Source organism: Pseudoduganella sp. R-32, from assembly GCF_049913245.1.
Classification (GTDB): domain Bacteria; phylum Pseudomonadota; class Gammaproteobacteria; order Burkholderiales; family Burkholderiaceae_D; genus Rugamonas.
The window spans coordinates 804,198-823,832 of the sequence record NZ_CP183987.1 but is presented as its reverse complement, the minus strand read 5'-3'; the positions used below and the strand labels follow the sequence as shown (position 1 = coordinate 823,832).

The window sequence follows — 19,635 nt, the reverse complement described above, 5'->3', positions numbered from 1 at the left end:
TGACACGATCTGCGTAAACTAGGTCGCATGCTCAACGCCGCCGAACTGCCCAACGATATCGAAGCGCTCAAAGCCATGCTGCTCGCACGCGACGCTGCGTTGCTGGCGAGCGAAGCGAAGGTGGCTCACCTGAGCGCGGAACTATCTACGCGCACCGCCGAGATTGAGCATTTGAAGTTGGTACTGGCGAAACTGAAACGCATGCAGTTCGGTCGCCGTTCGGAAAAGCTGGACGCGCAGATCGAGCAACTGGAACTGCAACTGGAAGACCTGGAAGCCGAGGCCGCCGTGGCGGAAGCACAGGCACCGGTGGAAGTGGCGCCGCGCAAGAAGGCTGAGCGTAAGCCATTACCAGCCCACTTGCCACGCGAGGAACGTGTGCAAATGCCCGCCAGCGAGGCGTGCCCAGACTGCGGCGGCAAGTTGAAGCAGTTGGGCGAAAGCGTGTCGGAGCAGCTGGAATATGTTCCTGCCAGTTTCCGCGTGATCCGTCATGTGCGCCCCAAGCTGGCATGCACCTGCTGCGACACCATTGTGCAGGCGCCGGCTGCCAGTCGTCCGATTGAGCGCGGCTTAGCCGGCCCTGGCTTGCTGGCACATGTATTGGTCGCCAAGTTTGCGGACCACATTCCGCTGTATCGCCAAAGCACTATCTACGCACGTGAAGGCCTTGATCTGGAGCGCGCCTTGTTGGCAAGCTGGGTCGGCGCCGCTGGAGCCCTGCTGCGGCCGCTGGTCGATGCGCTGCGCAGCCACGTGTTTGCCGCCACCAAGCTGCACGCCGACGACACGCCGCTGCCGGTGCTGGCGCCCGGCAACGGCAAGACTCGCACGGCGCGTCTTTGGACCTATGTGCGCGATGATCGCGCAAGCGGTGACAGTACGCCTCCGGCCGTGTGGTTTGCTTACACGCCGGACCGCAAAGGCGAGCATCCGCAGACGCACCTGGCCAACTTCTGCGGCATCCTGCAGGCGGACGCCTACGCAGGGTTTAATGCCGTGTACGAGAACGGCCAGGTACTCGAAGCAGCATGCTGGGCTCATGCCCGCCGCAAGTTCTACGATCTGCACGCAGCGCGGCCATCGCCCTTAACCACCGAAGCGCTTCGCCGGATCGGCGAACTGTATGCCATCGAAGAAAGCATACGGGGCAAACCACCTGACGAGCGGTGCAGCGCTCGTCAGCAGCATGCCAGGCCACTGCTCGACGATCTTGAGCGCTGGCTGCACGCTACGCTCGCAACACTATCGCGCAAGTCCGATAGTAAGCGTACAGTCACCACCGTCTGGACCGTCTAGCAGGTCCCAGCCATGATTGAATTTTGGCACAGCAGTTGTGCCCACAAATTTGATTATGGACACGAATTTTCAACCAGTCATTCAGCGCGCGCCGAGAGGTAATTACCGGCGCCACTCCCTGGAGTTTAAGCGCAGGCTCGTCGCGTTGACCTTGGAGCCTGGCGCCTCGGTCGCTCGCATAGCGCGCGAACACGGCGTGAACGCAAACCAGGTATTCAGTTGGCGCAAGTTGTTCGAGGCGGAACTGCCGGTGCCCGATGGGTCAACGCAGGAGGCTGCGTTGCTGCCGGTGATGTTGGCGGCGCCAACAACAGCGCCAGTGCCGGAACAGCCCAACACCGGTGCCATCACGCTGGAGATTGGGCGTGTGAGATTGCGCATTGACGGTCAAGCAGATCCCTCTACGTTGGCGCAAATACTGGATCGGGTGCTGCGATGATCGGCCTACCGGCGGGAACCAAAGTCTGGCTGGCGGCCGGCACCACCGACATGCGCAGCGGATTCAACGGCCTGGCTGCGAAGGTAGAGACCGCGCTGGCGGAAGATCCATTTAGCGGCCACGTGTTTGTGTTCCGTGGCCGGCGCGGTGATTTGATCAAATTGTTGTGGTGGACCGGCGACGGCTTGTGCCTGTTGGCCAAACGGCTTGAGCATGGCCGCTTCATCTGGCCACAGGCCAGCAGCGGCAGTGTGGCACTGACGCAGGCGCAGTTGTCGATGCTACTGGAAGGCATTGACTGGCGCCGGCCCGAGCGAACTTGGCGCCCACAGTCGGCCTTGTAAACATGACAGCATTCTCGTAAACTGAGACGCATGCTGACCGCCACCGATCTCCCTGACGACATTGCCGCCCTGAAGGCAATGCTGTTGGCGCGCGACGAGCAAGTGCAGCGCCTGACGGCGCAGCTCGACACCCGCGCGGCAGAGATTGAACACCTAAAGCTGTTGATCGCCAAACTGCAGCGCATGCAGTTTGGCCGCCGTTCCGAAAAGTTGGAACGCCAGATCGAGCAGCTGGAGTTGAAGTTGGAAGACCTGGAGGCTGAAACGGGCGCCGCCGAAGAGGCCGAACCAGAGTCCAACCCGCCAGCGCGCCGCAAGGCGGCGCGCAAGCCGTTGCCAGATCATCTGCCACGCGATGAATGCGTGCATACCCCGGAGGTAGATGCCTGCCCGGCATGCGGCGGCGGCTTGCGCCACCTTGGCGAGGATGTATCGGAGCAGTTGGAATATGTGCCAGCCAGCTTCCGCGTGGTCCGCCACGTGCGTCCGAAGCTGGCCTGCAGCTGCTGCGACGTCATCGTGCAGGCACCTGCGCCAAGTCGGCCGGTGCAACGAGGGATTGCTGGCCCTGGCCTGCTGGCTCACGTGCTGGTGGCAAAGTACGCTGACCACCTGCCGCTGTATCGCCAGAGCGTGATCTATGCGCGCGAAGGCATCGAGTTGGATCGTTCGCTGCTGGCCAATTGGGTTGGCGCCGCTAGCAGCTTGCTGCGCCCCTTGGTTGATGCGGTTCGGTGCCACGTATTTGCCGCCACCAAGCTGCATGCTGATGACACCCCAATTCCGGTGCTTGCACCTGGAAACGGTACAACGCGCACGGCACGCCTGTGGACCTATGTGCGCGATGATCGTGCCAGCGCATCGGCGGTGCCGCCGGCTGTCTGGTTTGCCTATAGCCCAGATCGCAAAGGCATCCACCCGCAAACCCACCTGGCCCAATTTAAAGGCATCCTTCAGGCCGATGCGTATGCCGGCTTCGATGCCATCTTCGACAGCGGCCAGGTACGCGAAGCCGCGTGCTGGGCGCACGCGCGACGCAAATTCCATGACCTGCATGTGGCACGGCCATCGACCGTGACCACCGAGGCGTTGCGGCGTATCGGCGCGCTCTATGCCATTGAAGCCGAGATCCAGGGCCAGCCACCGGATCTGCGGCGCGACGCTCGATTGCTGCGCGCACGCCCCTTGCTGGACGATCTTGAACGCTGGCTGCGCGCCACGCTCACCACCTTGTCGAACAAGTCCGACACGGCCGCTGCCATCACGTACTCGCTCAAGCTGTGGCCAGCGCTGACCCGCTATTGCGATGATGGCCAGATCGAGATCGACAACTCGGCCGCAGAGCGCGCCCTGCGCGGCGTTGCCCTGGGTCGCCGCAACTACCTGTTTGCCGGTGCAGACAGCGGCGGCGAACGCGCAGCCGCCATCTATGCGCTGATCGGCACGGCCAAGCTAAACGGTGTCGACCCCGAAGCTTGGCTGCGCTATGTGCTGGCCCACATCGCCGACCACCCCGTCAACCGCGTTAACGAGTTCCTGCCTTGGAACTGCGCGGCGCAGCTCGCACCTTCCAATTAACTACACGCCGCTTCCCAGCGGTGTGTTCACATCATCAGGGAAGTAGGCGCTTCATTCAATACGGTATTGAACGGACGCTTACGTCCGATACGGCGGCCGCCATCCTTTACTCACTCAAACTATGGCCGGCGCTGACGCGCTACTGCGACGATGGCCGTATCGATATCGACAACTCCGCCGCCGAGCGGGCCCTGCGCGGCGTGGCCCTGGGCCGTCGCACCTTCCTGTTTGCAGGTGCAGACAGTGGCGGCGAACGCGCTGCCACCATGTATGGGCTGATCGGAACGGCCAAGCTGAACGGTGTCGACCCCGAAGCCTGGCTGCGCTACGTGCTGGCCCATATCGCCGACCATCCCGTGAATCGGGTTGACGACTTCCTGCCCTGGAACTGCGCCGACCAACTGGCCGGCGTTTAACTCCGCTTCCCAGCGGTGTTGGGAACATCATCGGTTAAAGTGGCGCGGTCCTCAAGACGGCAATGCGTTGACGCTTACCTTCGGCTTCCCACACTTCCTTCTCTTTGCGGGCGCGGTGGAAGGCCAGGCCGGTACCGCCTGGGATCAGGCGGCCGACGATGACGTTTTCCTTCAGGCCGCGCAGGCCATCGCGCTTGCCCATGATCGCGGCTTCGGTCAGCACGCGGGTGGTTTCCTGGAACGATGCGGCCGAGATGAAGGAGTCGGTCGACAGCGATGCCTTGGTAATACCCAGCAGTACGTTTTCGTACGTTGCAGGGATCTTGTTCAGGGCATTGACGCGATCGTTTTCTTCCAGCAGTTCGGAACGCTCCACCTGCTCGCCGACGATGTAGTCGGTGTCGCCGGCGTTGGTGATCTGCACGCGGCGCAGCATCTGGCGAACGATCACCTCGATGTGCTTGTCGTTGATCTTCACGCCCTGCAGTCGGTACACGTCCTGCACTTCGTCAACGATGTAGCGTGCCAGCGCTTCGATACCCAGCAGGCGCAGGATGTCTTGCGGATCGGCTGGGCCGTCCACGATCATCTCGCCCTTGTTCACCACCTGGCCGTCGTGCACCAGCACTTGCTTGTCCTTGGTAATCAGGAACTCGTGCTTGTTGCCGTCCATGTCGGTGATTTCCAGACGCTGCTTGCCCTTGGTTTCCTTACCGAAGGCCACGGTACCGGTGACTTCCGCCAGCATGCCCGCGTCTTTCGGCGAACGTGCTTCGAACAGTTCCGCCACGCGTGGCAGACCACCGGTAATGTCTCGGGTCTTCTGCGATTCGGTCGGGATACGCGCCAGAACCTCACCCACGGACACTTGCTGGCCGATGGCGCGTCAGAGCGCCTCGTCCTGCGAAGCGACCATCCAAATCCGTTTCAGCGGAAGCTCGGCCTTAAGGTCTTCATCTAGGCGTTCGTACTGCTCGAACAGCTGTTCGAGCAGCTCCTTCTGCGTCCACAAACGCAATCGGAAAAACTGCGATGCCAACTCCTTTTGTACATTGCCTTTGAAACCGCCCCATGCCACAAACAAACCTTGATCAGCATTGAACTTGGTCATGGCCCCTAGCAGCTTGTCCACCGGCTCGCGTCCAATCGGCGAGTCCTCGGACTTTACCTCCACGCACAAACGCGGCGCGGAAAAGCCCAGTGGGCCGGAGCCAGCCAGGATGTCGGCACCACCGTCCGCACCTTCCGGACTGCGGTAGGTGGTATAACCCTGTGCCTTCAAGATGCCCTCAACTAGCCGCGTCAGCCCGTGCCCTTTGAAGCGTGCTATGAGGAGTGCTGCGATCTGATCCCGGGCCAATTCATCCAAATCAGTATCGGCCGCTTCTACGTCAGTCGTAGATGCTGTCGCTGCCTTCGCCGGCGCTGCCAATGTTTCGGCCTTCCAACCATTAGCACGCATGGCTGCGATTCGCTGTTCTGCGTTGTTGCGTTGGATACGGCAGATCGTGAGAAACGCTCCGAACGAGAACAACAGGTCTTTCCCAAAATGAGTGCGAGGGATCGTCTCGCCGATCCACTTGACAGATCGCCAGTGGAAGAAGGGGCTAGGGCCAGCCATCTCAACATGGTAGTCGCCGGAGATCTCACCAATGTAGACCGTAGGCTGCGACTTCAATGGCAGAACGACCAGATCACCCAGCTGCATTTCGTGTGCGAACGGCCAGACTTGACTTACCCAGTTCAGCACGGCTTTCGGTTTGGCGTCAGGATAGCGCTCGACCATTGCTGCCGTCAGCTCACTACGTTGTTGCAGTTTCGAGAGATCAAGATTCAGGTCATCCCAGGTAACGTAGACCCGATTCTCCTGAATGAACTTCTGTTCGTATTCGCCATGCGCCCCTGCACGAACAAGCCAAATTGCCATTTAAATCTCCCGGCAGCAGATTTGCTGCCATCACTTTGTTATTAGTTTGTCCAGCAGTTGGACAGTTCTTCCGCCTGTTTCAGCACCAGTTCCACAGCATTAGGCTGCTGGTCCGGCGGGTACTTCCATTTCTGCAGGCATCTCCGTACGAGAATGCGCAACTTGGCGCGTACGCTCTCACGCACCTGCCAATCTACCGAGGTGCTGGCGCGCAGCTTTTCGGTGATCTCAACGGCGATCTTTTTTAGCACCTCGTCCCCCAAGTCGCGCACAGCGCTTTCGTTGTTGGCCAGTGCATCGTAGAAGGCAACTTCATCGGGGCTGAGACCAAGCGCGGCCTCCCTCTCCAGCGTGGCCTGGAACTCTTTGGCCATCTGTATCAGCTCTTCGATGACTTGGGCGGTTTCAATTGCGCGGTTGTGATACTTACGCAACGTCTCCAACAGGCGGTCGCCGTACTTTTTCTCCTGCACGACGTTGTTGCGGGATTTGGACTTGATCTCGTCGCGCAGAAGCTTTTCCAGTAGCTCGATGGCCAGATTCCGGCTGTCCATTTGGCGCACGTCTTCGAGGAACTCGTCCGACAAAAGGCCAATGTTGGGCTTGTCCAGTCCGGCTAAGGCAAATACATCCGCCACCCCATCGGAGATGATGGCATTGTCCAGGATCTGCTTGAGGGCACTGTTTTTCTCCGCATCGCTGCGCTTCTTGTCCACGGTTGTGAATTTTGCGATGGCGGCCTTGATGGCCGAGAAGAATGCTATCTCCTTGCGCAAAAGTGCCGCTTCATCCAAGGTGCCGCAAAGCGAGAACGCCTTGGCCACTGCCACCATGGTGTCGAGGAAGCGCGTCTTGCCGTCCTTTAGTCCAAGAATATGGTTAGCTGCAGGCACCAGCAATTGGAGTGCTTTCTCTTCAAAAGCGCTGTAGTCGAAGCCGTGCATCATGCCGCGCACAACGTCCATCTTCTCAAGCAACACGGCGAGAGCTTCGGCGGAATTGTGGGTGGGATCACCCTTACCCTTGGCATCGGTGTAGGTCTTGAGTGCAGCCTTCAATTCGTTGGCTATGCCAATGTAATCGACGACAAGGCCGCCTGGCTTGTTCTTGAACACCCTGTTAACGCGTGCGATGGCCTGCATCAGATTGTGGCCCTTCATCGGTTTGTCGATGTACATGGTATGGCAGCATGGCGCATCGAATCCCGTCAGCCACATGTCACGCACGATCACCAGCTTCAGCGGGTCCTTCACGTCCTTGAAGCGGGTCTCCAGCCGCTTCTTTGTCTGCTTGCTGTATAGATGCGGCTGAAGCAGCGCCTTATCGGCGGCCGAACCCGTCATGATGATCTTGATCTCGCCTTGCTCAGGATCGGTGCTGTGCCACTCGGGCCGCAGCGGTGGGTTGTCCTCGTCACCGACACAAATGGCGTTGTAGAGCTGCACGCAAATGTCACGGCTCATGCAAACGATCATGGCCTTACCATCCACCACTGAAACCCGCGCTTCAAAATGCTGGATCAGGTCCCGCGCCACCTGCTGCAGCCGGGGTGCCGAACCAACCAGCTTCTCCAATGTGGCCCACTCGCTCTTGGTTTTCTCGCGGCTGGCGATGTCCTCGTCGTCCTCGACAACTTCCTCGACCTGTTCATTGAGCGCGTCGATCTCGGCCTGGTTCACGTCCAACTTTGCAAGACGGCTCTCGTAGAAGATGGGCACAGTGGCGCCATCGTCCACCGCATCCTGGATGTCGTAGATGCTGACGTAGTCACCGAACACCGCGCGCGTGTCTTTGTCTTCCAGCGCAATGGGCGTCCCGGTGAAGCCGATGAAGGTGGCATTCTTCAGTGCATCGCGCAAGTGCTTTGCGTATCCGAATACGTACTTGCCGGTCTTGGTGTCCAGCCGCCCTTTGGTGCCGTACTGGCTGCGGTGGGCCTCATCTGAAATCACCACGATATTGCTGCGGCCAGAAAGGAGCGGGTGCGTCTTTTCACCTTCCAGCAGTGCGAATTTCTGCACCGTTGTAAAGATGATGCCTCCTGCCTCGCGCGAAGCCAGCATCTCGCGCAACTCGTCTCGGCCTCCGGCTTGCACCGGGTTAGTCTTGAGCAGATCATTGGCAGCACTGAACGTTGCGAACAATTGGCCGTCCAGATCATTGCGATCGGTCACAACTACAAGCGTCGGGTTCCTCATCTCGGGCTGTTGCAACAGTTTGCCCGCATAACAGGCCATTGTGATGCTCTTGCCGGAGCCTTGCGTGTGCCACACCACCCCGGCCTTACGCGAGCCGGGTTTGACCTCCTTACCGTATGTGGCGCGCTCTTCATACACTTCCAGCAAGCCTTTGTCGGCATCCTGAGCGGCAATCACTGTGGCGCGTACTGCCTCGCGCACCGCGTGGAACTGATGGTATCCGGCGATCTTCTTGATAATGGTGTCGCCATCCTGCTCAAACAGTATGAAGTGCCGCACATAGTCCAGAAACAGCTCGGGCTTGAAGAAGCCTCGCACCACGGTTTCGAGCTCCATCTGCAGGCGCGGCCGGTCGTCTTCGTTGGCAATGGTACGCCAGGGGAGCATGCGCTCCGCGTTCGCAGTGAGCGCACCAACCCGTGCCGTCCAACCATCGCTCACCACCAGGGCAGCATTGCTGTTGAATAGGTCGCTAATTTCGTCCTTGTAGGTTTGCAACTGGTTGAATGCATCCCACACATCGGTCTGCTCGTTCGCAGGATTTTTCAGCTCCACCACTGCCAGCGGAAGGCCGTTCACAAAGGCGATTACATCGGGCCTACGGGGCTGTTTATTACCGGTGATCGTGAATTGGTTAGCGACCAGGAAGTCATTGTTGCTGGGCTGCGTAAAGTCGATAAAGTGCACCAGATCGGTCTTCTTCTCATCACCAAGCGCAAACTCCACCATCACGCCATTCAACAGCAGGCGGTGCACGCTGCGGTTGCGCACCACGATCTGCGGCTCGCTAACCGACTGTAGCGCATGCACGGCCTGTTCCAGGGCTGTCGGCGGCAGATGCGGATTGATCCGGGCCAACGAGATAAGGAGGCGCTCGCGCAGGAGCACTTGGCGATAATCAGTACGCTCCGGTGAGCTGCTGTCTGGGGCAATGTCTGGGCCCGGAGCCACGCGCCAGCCAGCTTCCTGAAACCAGCCAAGGCAGAGTTCTTCGAGTTGTTGTTCGTTCAGCATGTTGAAATCCCTATGCATTCCCACAGAGCATGGACTGGCCCGGTTTGCGATGAAATAAAAAAGTCGTTATAAATCAATGGCTTGTATTTAAACCGCCAAGCACCTCCCGTTTGCGATGAAATGACGGCTACGCCCATTCCGGGATGTACCGTGCATAACGCCGTGAGTCGGGTGCGTTGGGGTCAACTTTCACCAAACCCTGCTCCATAGTCGCAGTGATGATTTGCGACACAGTGTTGCTATTACCTTCAGATAAACCGAATCGTTCGCGCAACGACTGGTTGGTCATCTGCTTACGCAACACGTACTGCAGAACGCAGTGCTGATAACAAGCCCGAACCCGGTCGCTGCCATTCATTTCGCGGAAGGAACGCGGACCGTGAATCACGACTATCGTTCGACGATGACTAGTCAGGAATTCTGGTGCTGGCAGTTGCATGAGCTCGGCTGCCTCGATCACACGGTCAATACCACTGCTCTTCTCTTCGCAAATTCCAAAACGACGCATCAAGTCGGCCAGCCGCTCATTGCGAGACTGGTAACCGTCGATGAACCGCGCCACTGGCACAATGGGCTCCCCCGGATTCGAAATTTCCACGCGCTTGCTGAAAATCTCCACCACTGGTGAAGTTCCACCCATGTCGAAATCCTGATGAATCAGCGCATTCGCAAGCAGCTCTCGAACTACCACCTCGGGTAGCAGCTTGACCTCCTTACGAATGGCCCCCTCGATCACCTCATTCTGCGGCAACTTTCCCATCACATACTGCACCAGCCCAGCAAAGCCAACCGCGTAGCCCTTTTCACCGGTCAAATCCGAGATGGTCTGCATCTTGGACTCGCCTGCGTACACGATCACGCGCGCAGCCTTGCGGCTGATGTCCGGGAACTGCCGCATATTCTTTGCCAGCAGTACCGCCCCGATGTGTAAGATATTGAAGCCAGTCGCGCTGCGCTCGATCAGGCGTTCATCCAGCAAACGGGCTAGCACCCCAGTCTGGTCAGTGGGGTAAGGTAAGCGCATTAAGTCGAAGTAGGCTTGCGTATCCAGCAATTGCACTACGTCTTGCCCCGATAGATCCTTCAGCGCTGGGTTCTCCAGCCAGCTAGGCTGCCCTTCAGCGAAGATCTTGCGTAATTGGTCTTCGCTCATCGGCACCAGCTCTTCGCCCGAGCGCATCAAATAGGCGCCTTCGTAGTGATAGGCAGTACCTCTGGGGCGGGCAGGAATGCTGAATACCACCACCCGCCCGTCTGGATGCGCAATGGACTCCACGTCCACGCGAAATCCGACCCAATGGAACAGCTTCTCCGCGATATCTTGGGAGTCGGGAAAGGCCTGGCTGCCCACCACCGCGCGTGGTGGCTTGTCAGAAATACCTAGCACCAAATGGCCGCCACCTTCGTTGGCAATGGCCACACAATATCGGCACAGCTTCCGAGTGTCGTATTGAGTACCCGCCTCTTTGAATTCGAGGTTTTGGGTTTCGGAGGCGGCGCCACGCCATAAGTCAATCTGCGCTGCAGAGGTGCTCATTAAAACACCACCTGTTTACGCGCCACCGCAATGGCGAGTTTAAGAATCTGCTCAAGAAGGCTGTGATCCGGCTTGCCATCAGCATCAGTTGGCGTTGCGTACCACAGTGGCCGAATCTTCAATTTCAGCAACCGGTCTTCCTTACGAGCGAGATCTTGTGCCCCCGAGGGCTCATTCAGCAAAGCAAAATGATCCGGGATTTCAAACGCTCCCTCATCTACGACCGACTTAAACAGGTCGAGTGTCTTGTCCTGCTCCAAGCTGCAGCCCAGGAACAACAAGGAATGGCTAATGAAAATTTGCCTCAACGCTTTGGGCAATTGGTTCTGGAATGCGAAGGGCGCTCCCCCGGCACCACCATACGCCAGCTGATATTGCGCCTGGGTGAACACATGGGTGTTGGGTTGTCCGGCGTCGCCGTGCAGTTTCAGAATGCAGCGTTCGCCACGCAATAGCCGCTGCACGAAGTTGTTACCGGCCTGCGTCCCGTGCATATAACCATCCAGTGCCTGATTCCGATCACGAAACAGATCTTCGATCACGGTGTCGAAATTGGTGGTAACGATGCAGCCGCTGGCAAGTTCTGGCAGTAGCCTGACTGGCCCGTTGATGGCGCCTCGCTGCCGGAACTCGGTCTTGATGAAATGCTGCACCTGTTGGGCACCCGCGTCATGCAACACCTGTGCGGCTTGCAAATAGTCGTAGCGCGCCATCAGTGGCTCGATATCCGGCGCACCGAGGCCATCGAGTTTTTGCGCGACCTTGCGCAGAGCCTCTCCCCACATCGGATATCCGCAGGGTTTGGAGAGCCCTGCTCCGACAAACGGAGCAATTCTCCCGAAACGAATCGCATCCACGAGATCAAGAAAAACGGCTTGCTGATCAGAGCTCTTGATGAATGCCGTCGCAGCTTCATGTTGATCGACCTGGCGCTGCCCTTCCCAGTGGTCCAGTTCATCCAGATAGGCGTCTCGCTCAACCCAATACAGAGCGTCACTTACCTTCACCAAATATTCGTGAGCTGGGTCGCGCAGGCTCTTGAATGACAGAGGCTCGGCTTCATCCAATACCTCATTAAACTCCTGGTTCGACGAATACGCTGCCTGCAGGGCCTCCTCGACCTTTTCAACGATCAGCTTGTTTTCGCGGAGTTTTTTTATGTCCATTATGTGGCCCCGACAGGTTTGCTAAGAGCTTCAGTCGACAACTCGCCGGAGAGGAGTTTAGGAAGTAGGGTGTCTCGAAGGTTGGCGAGCGCCTTGTTCGAATCTACGTTGGCACGTATGGCCTTTCTCAACGCCAAAACCAATTGGTCAAATTTCTGAAGTGTAACTGAGTCAGGCAGAAGCACTTCAAGACGATAGACATTTTCCCGATTAAGACCAGGAACGGCAGCGTCGGTATTCATTTTTTCGAGCCCCAACGTCTGCAACGCGTAATAGCAAAAGGTGAGTGGCGCCGCTACAGGGCGCACAAAGTAGGTGGTATCGATTGGGAAAAATGGCTCATCTTCCCAATACAAGCTTCCAACCGTGCCTTTTCGACCGACAATGATCGAACCATGTTGAATAAGTGGTGTGTTGTGGTAGCCCGTAATCCCTCCTGAACCATAAACAGGCACTGTTCCGCTTTTCCTTTCAGTAGATTTGAGTGCTTTCCCATACGCCAGTTCAAGCACGTTTCCAACGCGTTGACGCCCCCACCCCCTCGGAATCTCTCCCCACGCTGATTCAACCATCTCATCCGGAAAAAGCACAGCGGTGGCGGCGAGTTGTTCATATTGTTCGGACGACAGTGTTTCGAGTTGGGTGTCTGACTTGCCGCTTATGGCACTCATTGCGGCACGCAGCGAGTCGCGACCTTCTCGAATTGCGGCGAGCTTGGCTTTGACTGGATCGAAATCGACAAACCAGGATTTGAAGATGGCTTGTGCCATGGTTTCGAGTGTTTGATTGATGCGGCAATTTATGTCGATCCTTTTATCGTATGCCTCAATGACATCGCCAATCCAAGTTTGGATATTCCATGGAGGAAGTACAAAAGGGAGTTCGGACAATATCGTAGTATTCAAATTGGGCATGGTTGCGCCATGCGCATGTCGGACAACCCACTCGCGTACAGATGGGTGCCCAAGATAGTGAGCCGCATACTTCGGATAGACAATTCCGTCCCCGAAACGAATTCGTAAACAACCAGTGCCGCACAGCCAGCCGTCTTCGTTGCTACGAACCAATGCACGCCGCTCGACGTTTCCACGACGACTGTACACAATGTCGCCTTCCTGCAACCGGTACCTCGACAAGCGCTCCGCATCTGCATGCGTAATTCTGGCGATTCCGCTCGCAAGAATTTTGTTGTCGCCAATGTTCTGCGGCATCACAGACGGAATACCTTCAGGTACGTAGTCCGCCGCATGCAGCTGACTTCCAAACGGACCTGTCTGTACGTTGCCACCGCCGAGGCGACACGCTTCCCCTAATGGCAATACCTCCCATTCTCGGTGCAACGCAAAGAGAGAATCAGAATTCATAACCCAGCCTCGCAAGGTTCTTCCTGATTTCATCTTCCAGCTTCGCCGCTTCGGTGAATTGCTCAGCTAATTGAGCTGTCAGTAGCGCCATCTTTGAGGTGAAGGCCTCCCCGTCTTCCTCCTGCTCTTCAGCGCCTACATAACGCCCCGGCGTCAGCACATGCTCGTGCTTGCGTATGTCCTCCAGGGTGGCGGAGTAACAGAAGCCGGGCACGTCTGCGTATTTCTCGCCTTGCTGCCAGTTGTGGAGGGTATTGGCCACCTTCTCAATGTCGTCGAGTGTGAAGTCGCGCAGCACGCGGTCTTTCATGTAGCCGAGTTGGCGGGCATCGATAAATAAGAACTTCCCGCGCCGATCGCGCTTCTTCTTGTCAAGGTTGAAGCCGTTGGCCTTGTCTTTGGTGAGGAACCAAATGCAGGCCGGAATCTGCGTATTGGTGAACAACTGGCCAGGCAGTGCCACCATGCATTCCACGTAGTCGCGCTCCACTAGTTGCTTGCGGATCTCGCCTTCGTTGTTGGTGCTGCTGCTCATCGAGCCGTTGGCCAGTAGCAGCGCCATGCTACCAGTGGGGGCCAGGTGGTAGAGCATGTGCTGCAGCCAAGCGAAATTGGCGTTGCCCTGCGGCGGAGTGCAGCCGGGTAACCAGCGAGCGTCGTTCTCCAGCTTGGCGTTCCACCATTCCTTCATATTGAAGGGCGGGTTGGCCATCACGTAATCAGCACGTAGGTCAGGATGCAGATCATTCAGCAGGGTGTCGCCCGGCTGGCCGCCAAAGTTGAAATCCAGACCGCGGATGGCCATGTTCATGGCTGCAAGTCTCCAAGTGGTGGGATTGCTTTCCTGGCCATATACGCTGATCTGGCCGGTTTTTCCGCTGACTACTTTGCCACCGTGCTGGGCGATGAATTCCTCGCTTTGGACGAAGAAGCCACCCGAACCCATGGCTGGGTCATAAACCCGCCCTTTAAAGGGTTGCAGCATCTCTACGATAAGCGTGACGATGCTCTTTGGGGTGTAATATTGGCCGCCCTTCTTGCCTTCCGCTAAGGCAAACTGGCCAAGGAAGTACTCGTAGACGTGGCCCAAAATATCCTTGCTCTTCAGGCTTAGCTCTTGCCCTTGATAAGTTGGCTGGCTGAAGTTGGTATCCGAGAAATGGGCGATCAGGTCAGCCAACTTGTGGCTGTCGATTTGAGTACGCGTGAATTCCTTGTTCAGCACATTCTTGAGCTTACCGTTCTCCCGCTCCACTGCCTCCATAGCGTTATCGATCAGCCAGCCGACGGTGCGCATTTTTTCAGGCACCATTTCGAGCTCGCCCGCTTCGTTGCGTACATAGCGGCCATCACTGTCGCGCTTGGGGACAGGCCATGGCAATTCGCTGCCAGGCGGTAACTGCGCCAGATCGCGCAGAGTTTGCCAGCGCGCTTCAAATGGAACCCAGAAGACGTTCTTTTCGGCGTAATAGTCGAGCATCTCCAGTTCGGCGGCGATGCTGTCTTCGTATTCTTTTGTGCCTGCGCCTCCATATTCATCGGGGGCCATGTAGTATTCGTGCGCCGGATTTTGGAACTGTTCGCGCAGTTCCTTCTGCCGCTCCTCAAATGCGTCGGAGACATACTTCAGAAAGATCAATCCCAGCACCACATGCTTGTATACCGAGGCGTCCAGAGAGGAGCGCAGCTTGTCGGCGGCGGTCCAGAGCTTCTTTTCAAGGTCGTTGAAAAACTGTTGTTCGACTTGGTTCATTTCGTGGGTCTTAGGGGGCAAAAAGCAGGCAAAATTGGCAACGTTCGAAATGGGCACCGTGCTTGTTCCGGCGCCCGAATTTCTACCTTGGATGCTATCGAGCTGCGCTCGCGCTCCGCCGTTAAGTGCAACGACAGTTTGATCTCGACGGGCCTGCGAGTGGATAGCATTTCGGACTTTACGCGCGACATGCTGGCAATTCGTCAACGATGTGGCGCCAATGTACTGCCTTTTGCTGCATTCAGACAATACGTTTTCGGATTTTAATGGCAGGCCAAGGCCGTGTCACGGGCTCATCAAATAAAAAAAACGCCACCCGAAGGTGGCGTTTTTGCTGGCGTTGAAGCGGATTACGCTTCGTCGCTGTGGTGCGGTTCGTCCGCTGGCAGTTCGGCCACGATCGCGGCGCGTTCTGCTTCCAGCAGCGCTTTGCGCTCTTCGGCTTCCCACACTTCCTTCTCTTTGCGGGCGCGGTGGAAGGCCAGGCCGGTACCGCCTGGGATCAGGCGGCCGACGATGACGTTTTCCTTCAGGCCGCGCAGACCGTCGCGCTTGCCCATGATCGCGGCTTCGGTAAGCACGCGGGTGGTTTCCTGGAACGATGCGGCCGAGATGAAGGAGTCGGTCGACAGCGATGCCTTGGTAATACCCAGCAGTACGTTTTCGTACGTTGCAGGGATCTTGTTCAGGGCATTGACGCGATCGTTTTCTTCCAGCAGTTCGGAACGCTCCACCTGCTCGCCGACGATGTAGTCGGTGTCGCCGGCGTTGGTGATCTGCACGCGGCGCAGCATCTGGCGAACGATCACCTCGATGTGCTTGTCGTTGATCTTCACGCCCTGCAGTCGGTACACGTCCTGCACTTCGTCAACGATGTAGCGTGCCAGCGCTTCGATACCCAGCAGGCGCAGGATGTCTTGCGGATCGGCTGGGCCGTCCACGATCATCTCGCCCTTGTTCACCACCTGGCCGTCGTGCACCAGCACTTGCTTGTCCTTGGTAATCAGGAACTCGTGCTTGTTGCCGTCCATGTCGGTGATTTCCAGACGCTGCTTGCCCTTGGTTTCCTTACCGAAGGCCACGGTACCGGTGACTTCCGCCAGCATGCCCGCGTCTTTCGGCGAACGTGCTTCGAACAGTTCCGCCACGCGTGGCAGACCACCGGTAATGTCTCGGGTCTTCTGCGATTCGGTCGGGATACGCGCCAGAACCTCACCCACGGACACTTGCTGGCCGTCTTTCACCATGATCAGCGCGCCGACCTGGAAGCCGATCGCCACTGCGTGTTCGGTGCCGGCGATCTTCACTTCGCCGCCGTCTTCGTTCAGCAGTTTCACCTGTGGACGCAGGGCCTTGCCTGGGGAACCACGACGCTTGGCGTCGATCACCACCAGGGTGGCCAGGCCGGTCACTTCGTCGACCTGGCGAGCCACGGTCACGCCTTCTTCGATGTTCTCGAAGCGGATGGTACCGGCGTACTCGGTAATGATCGGACGGGTCAGCGGGTCCCAGGTTGCCAGAGGAGCGCCGGCCTTCACAGCCATGCCATCCTTGACGATCAGGGTCGCGCCGTACGGTACCTTGTGACGCTCGCGCTCACGGCCGTGGTCGTCGGTGATCAGCACTTCGCCGGAACGGGAAATGACGATCTGGGCGCCCTTGCCGTTGGTGACGTAACGCATCGTGGCGGTGAAGCGCACGGTGCCGTTCGACTTGGCTTCGACGGACGATGCCACTGCTGCACGCGATGCCGCACCACCGATGTGGAAGGTACGCATGGTCAGCTGGGTACCAGGTTCACCGATCGACTGCGCTGCCACCACACCGACTGCTTCGCCGGCGTTGACCAGCAGGCCGCGGCCCAGGTCGCGGCCGTAGCACTTGGCGCACAGGCCGTAGCGGGTGTCGCAAGTCAGCGGGGTACGGACCTTCACTTCGTCGATGCCGACGCGTTCGATCTCTTCCACCATGTCTTCGTCCAGCAGGGTGCCGGCTTCGTACAGGGTAGCCTGGGTCTCTGGGTTGACGATGTCGGTGCCTGCCACGCGGCCGAGGATACGGTCGCGCAGGGCTTCGATCACTTCACCACCTTCGACCATCGCCTTCATCAGGGTGCCGTTGGAAGTGCCGCAATCGTCTTCGATCACCACCAGATCCTGGGTCACGTCGACCAGACGACGGGTCAGGTAACCGGAGTTCGCGGTCTTCAGCGCGGTGTCGGCCAGACCTTTACGAGCGCCGTGGGTCGAGATGAAGTACTGCAGAACGTTCAGGCCTTCGCGGAAGTTCGCGGTAATTGGCGTCTCGATAATCGAGCCGTCTGGCTTGGCCATCAGGCCTCGCATACCGGCCAGCTGGCGAATCTGTGCTGCGGAACCACGCGCACCGGAGTCGGCCATCATGTAAATCGCGTTGAACGATTCCTGGGTCGACTGGGTGCCGTCGCGGCGCACCACGTCTTCCACCTTCAGGTGGTCCATCATCGCCTTGCCGACTTCGTCGGAGGTCTTGCCCCAGATGTCGACGACCTTGTTGTAACGTTCGCCGGCGGTGACCAGACCGGAAGCGTACTGCTGCTCGATCTGCTTCACTTCCGCTTCGGCGGTCGCGATCAGGGTCTTCTTCACTTCCGGTACCAGCATGTCGTCCACGCAGATCGAAATACCGGCGCGGGTTGCCAGGCGGAAGCCCGACTGCATCAGCTGGTCGGCAAACACCACGGTTGCGCGCAGGCCGCACTTGCGGAAGGAAGTGTTGATCAGCTTGGAGATCTCTTTCTTCTTCAGCGGACGGTTCAGTACGCTGAATGGCAGGCCTTTCGGCAGGATCTCGGACAGGATGGCGCGGCCAACGGTGGTCTCGTAACGGGTCACGGTACGGACGAACTCGCCGGTTGCTGGATCCTTTGGATTCTCAACGATACGCACGGTGATGCGGGTCGCCAGTTCCACTTCCTTGTTGTCGTACGCGCGGATCACTTCCGACACGTCCGGGAACATCATGCCTTCGCCCTTGGCGTTCACTGCTTCGCGGGTCGCGTAGTACAGACCCAGCACGATATCCTGGGAAGGAACGATCGATGGTTCGCCGTTCGATGGGAACAGGATGTTGTTCGAAGCCAGCATCAGGGTGCGGGCTTCCATCTGTGCTTCGATCGACAGAGGAACGTGGACTGCCATCTGGTCACCGTCGAAGTCCGCGTTGAACGCGGCGCAGACGAGCGGGTGCAGCTGGATCGCTTTACCTTCGATCAGCACAGGCTCGAACGCCTGGATACCGAGACGGTGCAGGGTTGGTGCACGGTTCAGCATGATCGGATGTTCGCGGATCACTTCTTCCAGGATGTCCCACACCACTGGCTCTTGCACTTCGACCAGCTTCTTAGCGGCCTTGATGGTGGTCGCGAGACCCATCAGTTCCAGCTTGTTGAAGATGAATGGCTTGAACAGTTCCAGAGCCATCAGCTTTGGCAGACCGCACTGGTGCAGTTTCAGCTGTGGACCCACCACGATCACGGAACGGCCGGAGTAGTCGACGCGCTTACCCAGCAAGTTCTGACGGAAGCGGCCGCCCTTACCCTTGATCATTTCAGCCAGCGACTTCAGCGGACGCTTGTTGGCGCCGGTCATCGCTTTGCCGCGACGGCCGTTGTCCAGCAGCGAGTCAACTGCTTCCTGCAGCATGCGCTTTTCGTTACGCGTGATGATCTCTGGAGCACGCAGCTCCATCAGGCGCTTCAGACGGTTGTTACGGTTGATGACGCGGCGATACAGGTCGTTCAGGTCGGAGGTCGCGAAGCGGCCGCCATCCAGCGGGACCAGTGGGCGCAGTTCCGGCGGCAGCACCGGCAGCACTTCCATGATCATCCAGTCTGGCTTGATGCCGGAACGCTGGAATGCTTCCAGCACTTTCAGGCGCTTGGCGTACTTCTTGATCTTCGCTTCGGACTTCGATTCCTTCAGTTCCACGCGCAGGGCTTCGGCATCGCGGTGGATGTCGATCGAGCGCAGCAGTTCGCGGATACCTTCAGCGCCCATGAAGGCGGTGAAGTCGTCGCCGTACTCTTCGTACTTGGCGGCGTAGTCGTCTTCCGACATGATCTGGCACTTCTTCAGCGGGGTCATGCCTGGATCGGTCACGACGTATGCTTCGAAGTACAGCACGCGTTCGATATCGCGCAGGGTCATGTCCAGGACCATGCCCAGGCGCGACGGCAGCGATTTCAGGAACCAGATGTGGGCAACCGGGGATGCCAGTTCGATGTGGCCCATGCGCTCACGGCGCACTTTGGCCAGGGTCACTTCAACGCCGCACTTTTCGCAGATGACACCGCGGTGCTTCAGGCGCTTGTACTTGCCGCACAGGCATTCGTAGTCCTTGATCGGGCCAAAGATCTTGGCGCAGAACAGGCCATCGCGCTCTGGCTTGAAGGTACGGTAGTTGATGGTCTCAGGCTTTTTGACTTCGCCGTAGGACCACGAACGGATTTTCTCAGGAGAGGCCAGACCGATCTTGATCGCGTCGAACGACTCGTTTTGCTGTACTTGCTTGAATAAATCGAGCAGGGCTTTCATGTATCACTCCAGATAGTGACGAATTC

Annotated in this window: 9 protein-coding genes and 4 pseudogenes; 5 read left to right on the top strand and 8 right to left on the bottom strand. The window is 58.2% G+C overall.

Going from position 1 to position 19,635, the window contains the following annotated elements:
• Positions 1-27: 27 nt before the first annotated feature.
• The 5 genes and pseudogenes from tnpC (ACN9MU_RS03830) to ACN9MU_RS03810 all read left to right on the top strand — a co-directional run.
• Positions 28-1,278, top strand: a pseudogene (tnpC, locus tag ACN9MU_RS03830) (IS66 family transposase); the annotation flags it as partial.
• Positions 1,279-1,438: 160 nt separating this feature from the next.
• Positions 1,439-1,738 (top strand): annotated as a pseudogene (gene tnpA / locus ACN9MU_RS03825) (IS66-like element accessory protein TnpA); the annotation flags it as partial.
• A complete protein-coding gene (tnpB, locus tag ACN9MU_RS03820; RefSeq protein ID WP_426317946.1) occupies positions 1,735-2,082 on the top strand; it encodes an IS66 family insertion sequence element accessory protein TnpB in 348 nt (115 codons plus the stop codon). The pseudogene tnpA and the gene tnpB, both read left to right, overlap by 4 nt.
• A gap of 30 nt (positions 2,083-2,112) precedes the next feature.
• The gene (gene tnpC / locus ACN9MU_RS03815; RefSeq protein WP_426317945.1) at positions 2,113-3,660 is read left to right on the top strand and encodes an IS66 family transposase; all 1,548 of its coding nucleotides are present in this window, start codon (positions 2,113-2,115) and stop codon (positions 3,658-3,660) included.
• Between the two features lie 83 nt (positions 3,661-3,743).
• Positions 3,744-4,076: pseudogene (locus ACN9MU_RS03810) on the top strand (transposase domain-containing protein); the annotation flags it as partial.
• A 34-nt stretch (positions 4,077-4,110) separates the two neighbouring features.
• On the opposite strand, the pseudogene ACN9MU_RS03805 reads toward ACN9MU_RS03810, so the two are convergent.
• The 8 genes and pseudogenes from ACN9MU_RS03805 to rpoC form a co-directional block, all read right to left on the bottom strand.
• Positions 4,111-4,953, bottom strand: a pseudogene (locus ACN9MU_RS03805) (DNA-directed RNA polymerase subunit beta'); the annotation flags it as partial.
• A 9-nt stretch (positions 4,954-4,962) separates the two neighbouring features.
• On the bottom strand, positions 4,963-6,003 hold the full coding sequence (locus ACN9MU_RS03800; RefSeq protein WP_426344184.1) for a restriction endonuclease: 1,041 nt from the start codon (positions 6,001-6,003) through the stop codon (positions 4,963-4,965).
• A gap of 41 nt (positions 6,004-6,044) precedes the next feature.
• On the bottom strand, positions 6,045-9,215 hold the full coding sequence (locus ACN9MU_RS03795; RefSeq protein WP_426344183.1) for a type I restriction endonuclease subunit R: 3,171 nt from the start codon (positions 9,213-9,215) through the stop codon (positions 6,045-6,047).
• Between the two features lie 127 nt (positions 9,216-9,342).
• On the bottom strand, positions 9,343-10,752 hold the full coding sequence (locus ACN9MU_RS03790; protein WP_426344182.1) for an ATP-binding protein: 1,410 nt from the start codon (positions 10,750-10,752) through the stop codon (positions 9,343-9,345).
• Positions 10,752-11,918, bottom strand: coding sequence for an SIR2 family NAD-dependent protein deacylase (locus ACN9MU_RS03785; RefSeq protein WP_426344181.1), 1,167 nt, complete (start codon positions 11,916-11,918; stop codon positions 10,752-10,754). The genes ACN9MU_RS03790 and ACN9MU_RS03785 overlap by 1 nt, the downstream gene beginning before the upstream one ends.
• Positions 11,918-13,282, bottom strand: a complete 1,365-nt coding sequence (locus ACN9MU_RS03780; RefSeq protein ID WP_426344180.1) for a restriction endonuclease subunit S — start codon at positions 13,280-13,282, stop codon at positions 11,918-11,920. The genes ACN9MU_RS03785 and ACN9MU_RS03780 overlap by 1 nt, the downstream gene beginning before the upstream one ends.
• Positions 13,272-15,035, bottom strand: coding sequence for a type I restriction-modification system subunit M (locus ACN9MU_RS03775; protein WP_426344179.1), 1,764 nt, complete (start codon positions 15,033-15,035; stop codon positions 13,272-13,274). Before ACN9MU_RS03775 ends, ACN9MU_RS03780 begins: the two co-directional genes overlap by 11 nt.
• 350 nt (positions 15,036-15,385) lie before the next feature.
• On the bottom strand, positions 15,386-19,609 hold the full coding sequence (gene rpoC, locus ACN9MU_RS03770) for a DNA-directed RNA polymerase subunit beta' (RefSeq protein WP_426167619.1): 4,224 nt from the start codon (positions 19,607-19,609) through the stop codon (positions 15,386-15,388).
• Positions 19,610-19,635 lie beyond the last annotated feature (26 nt).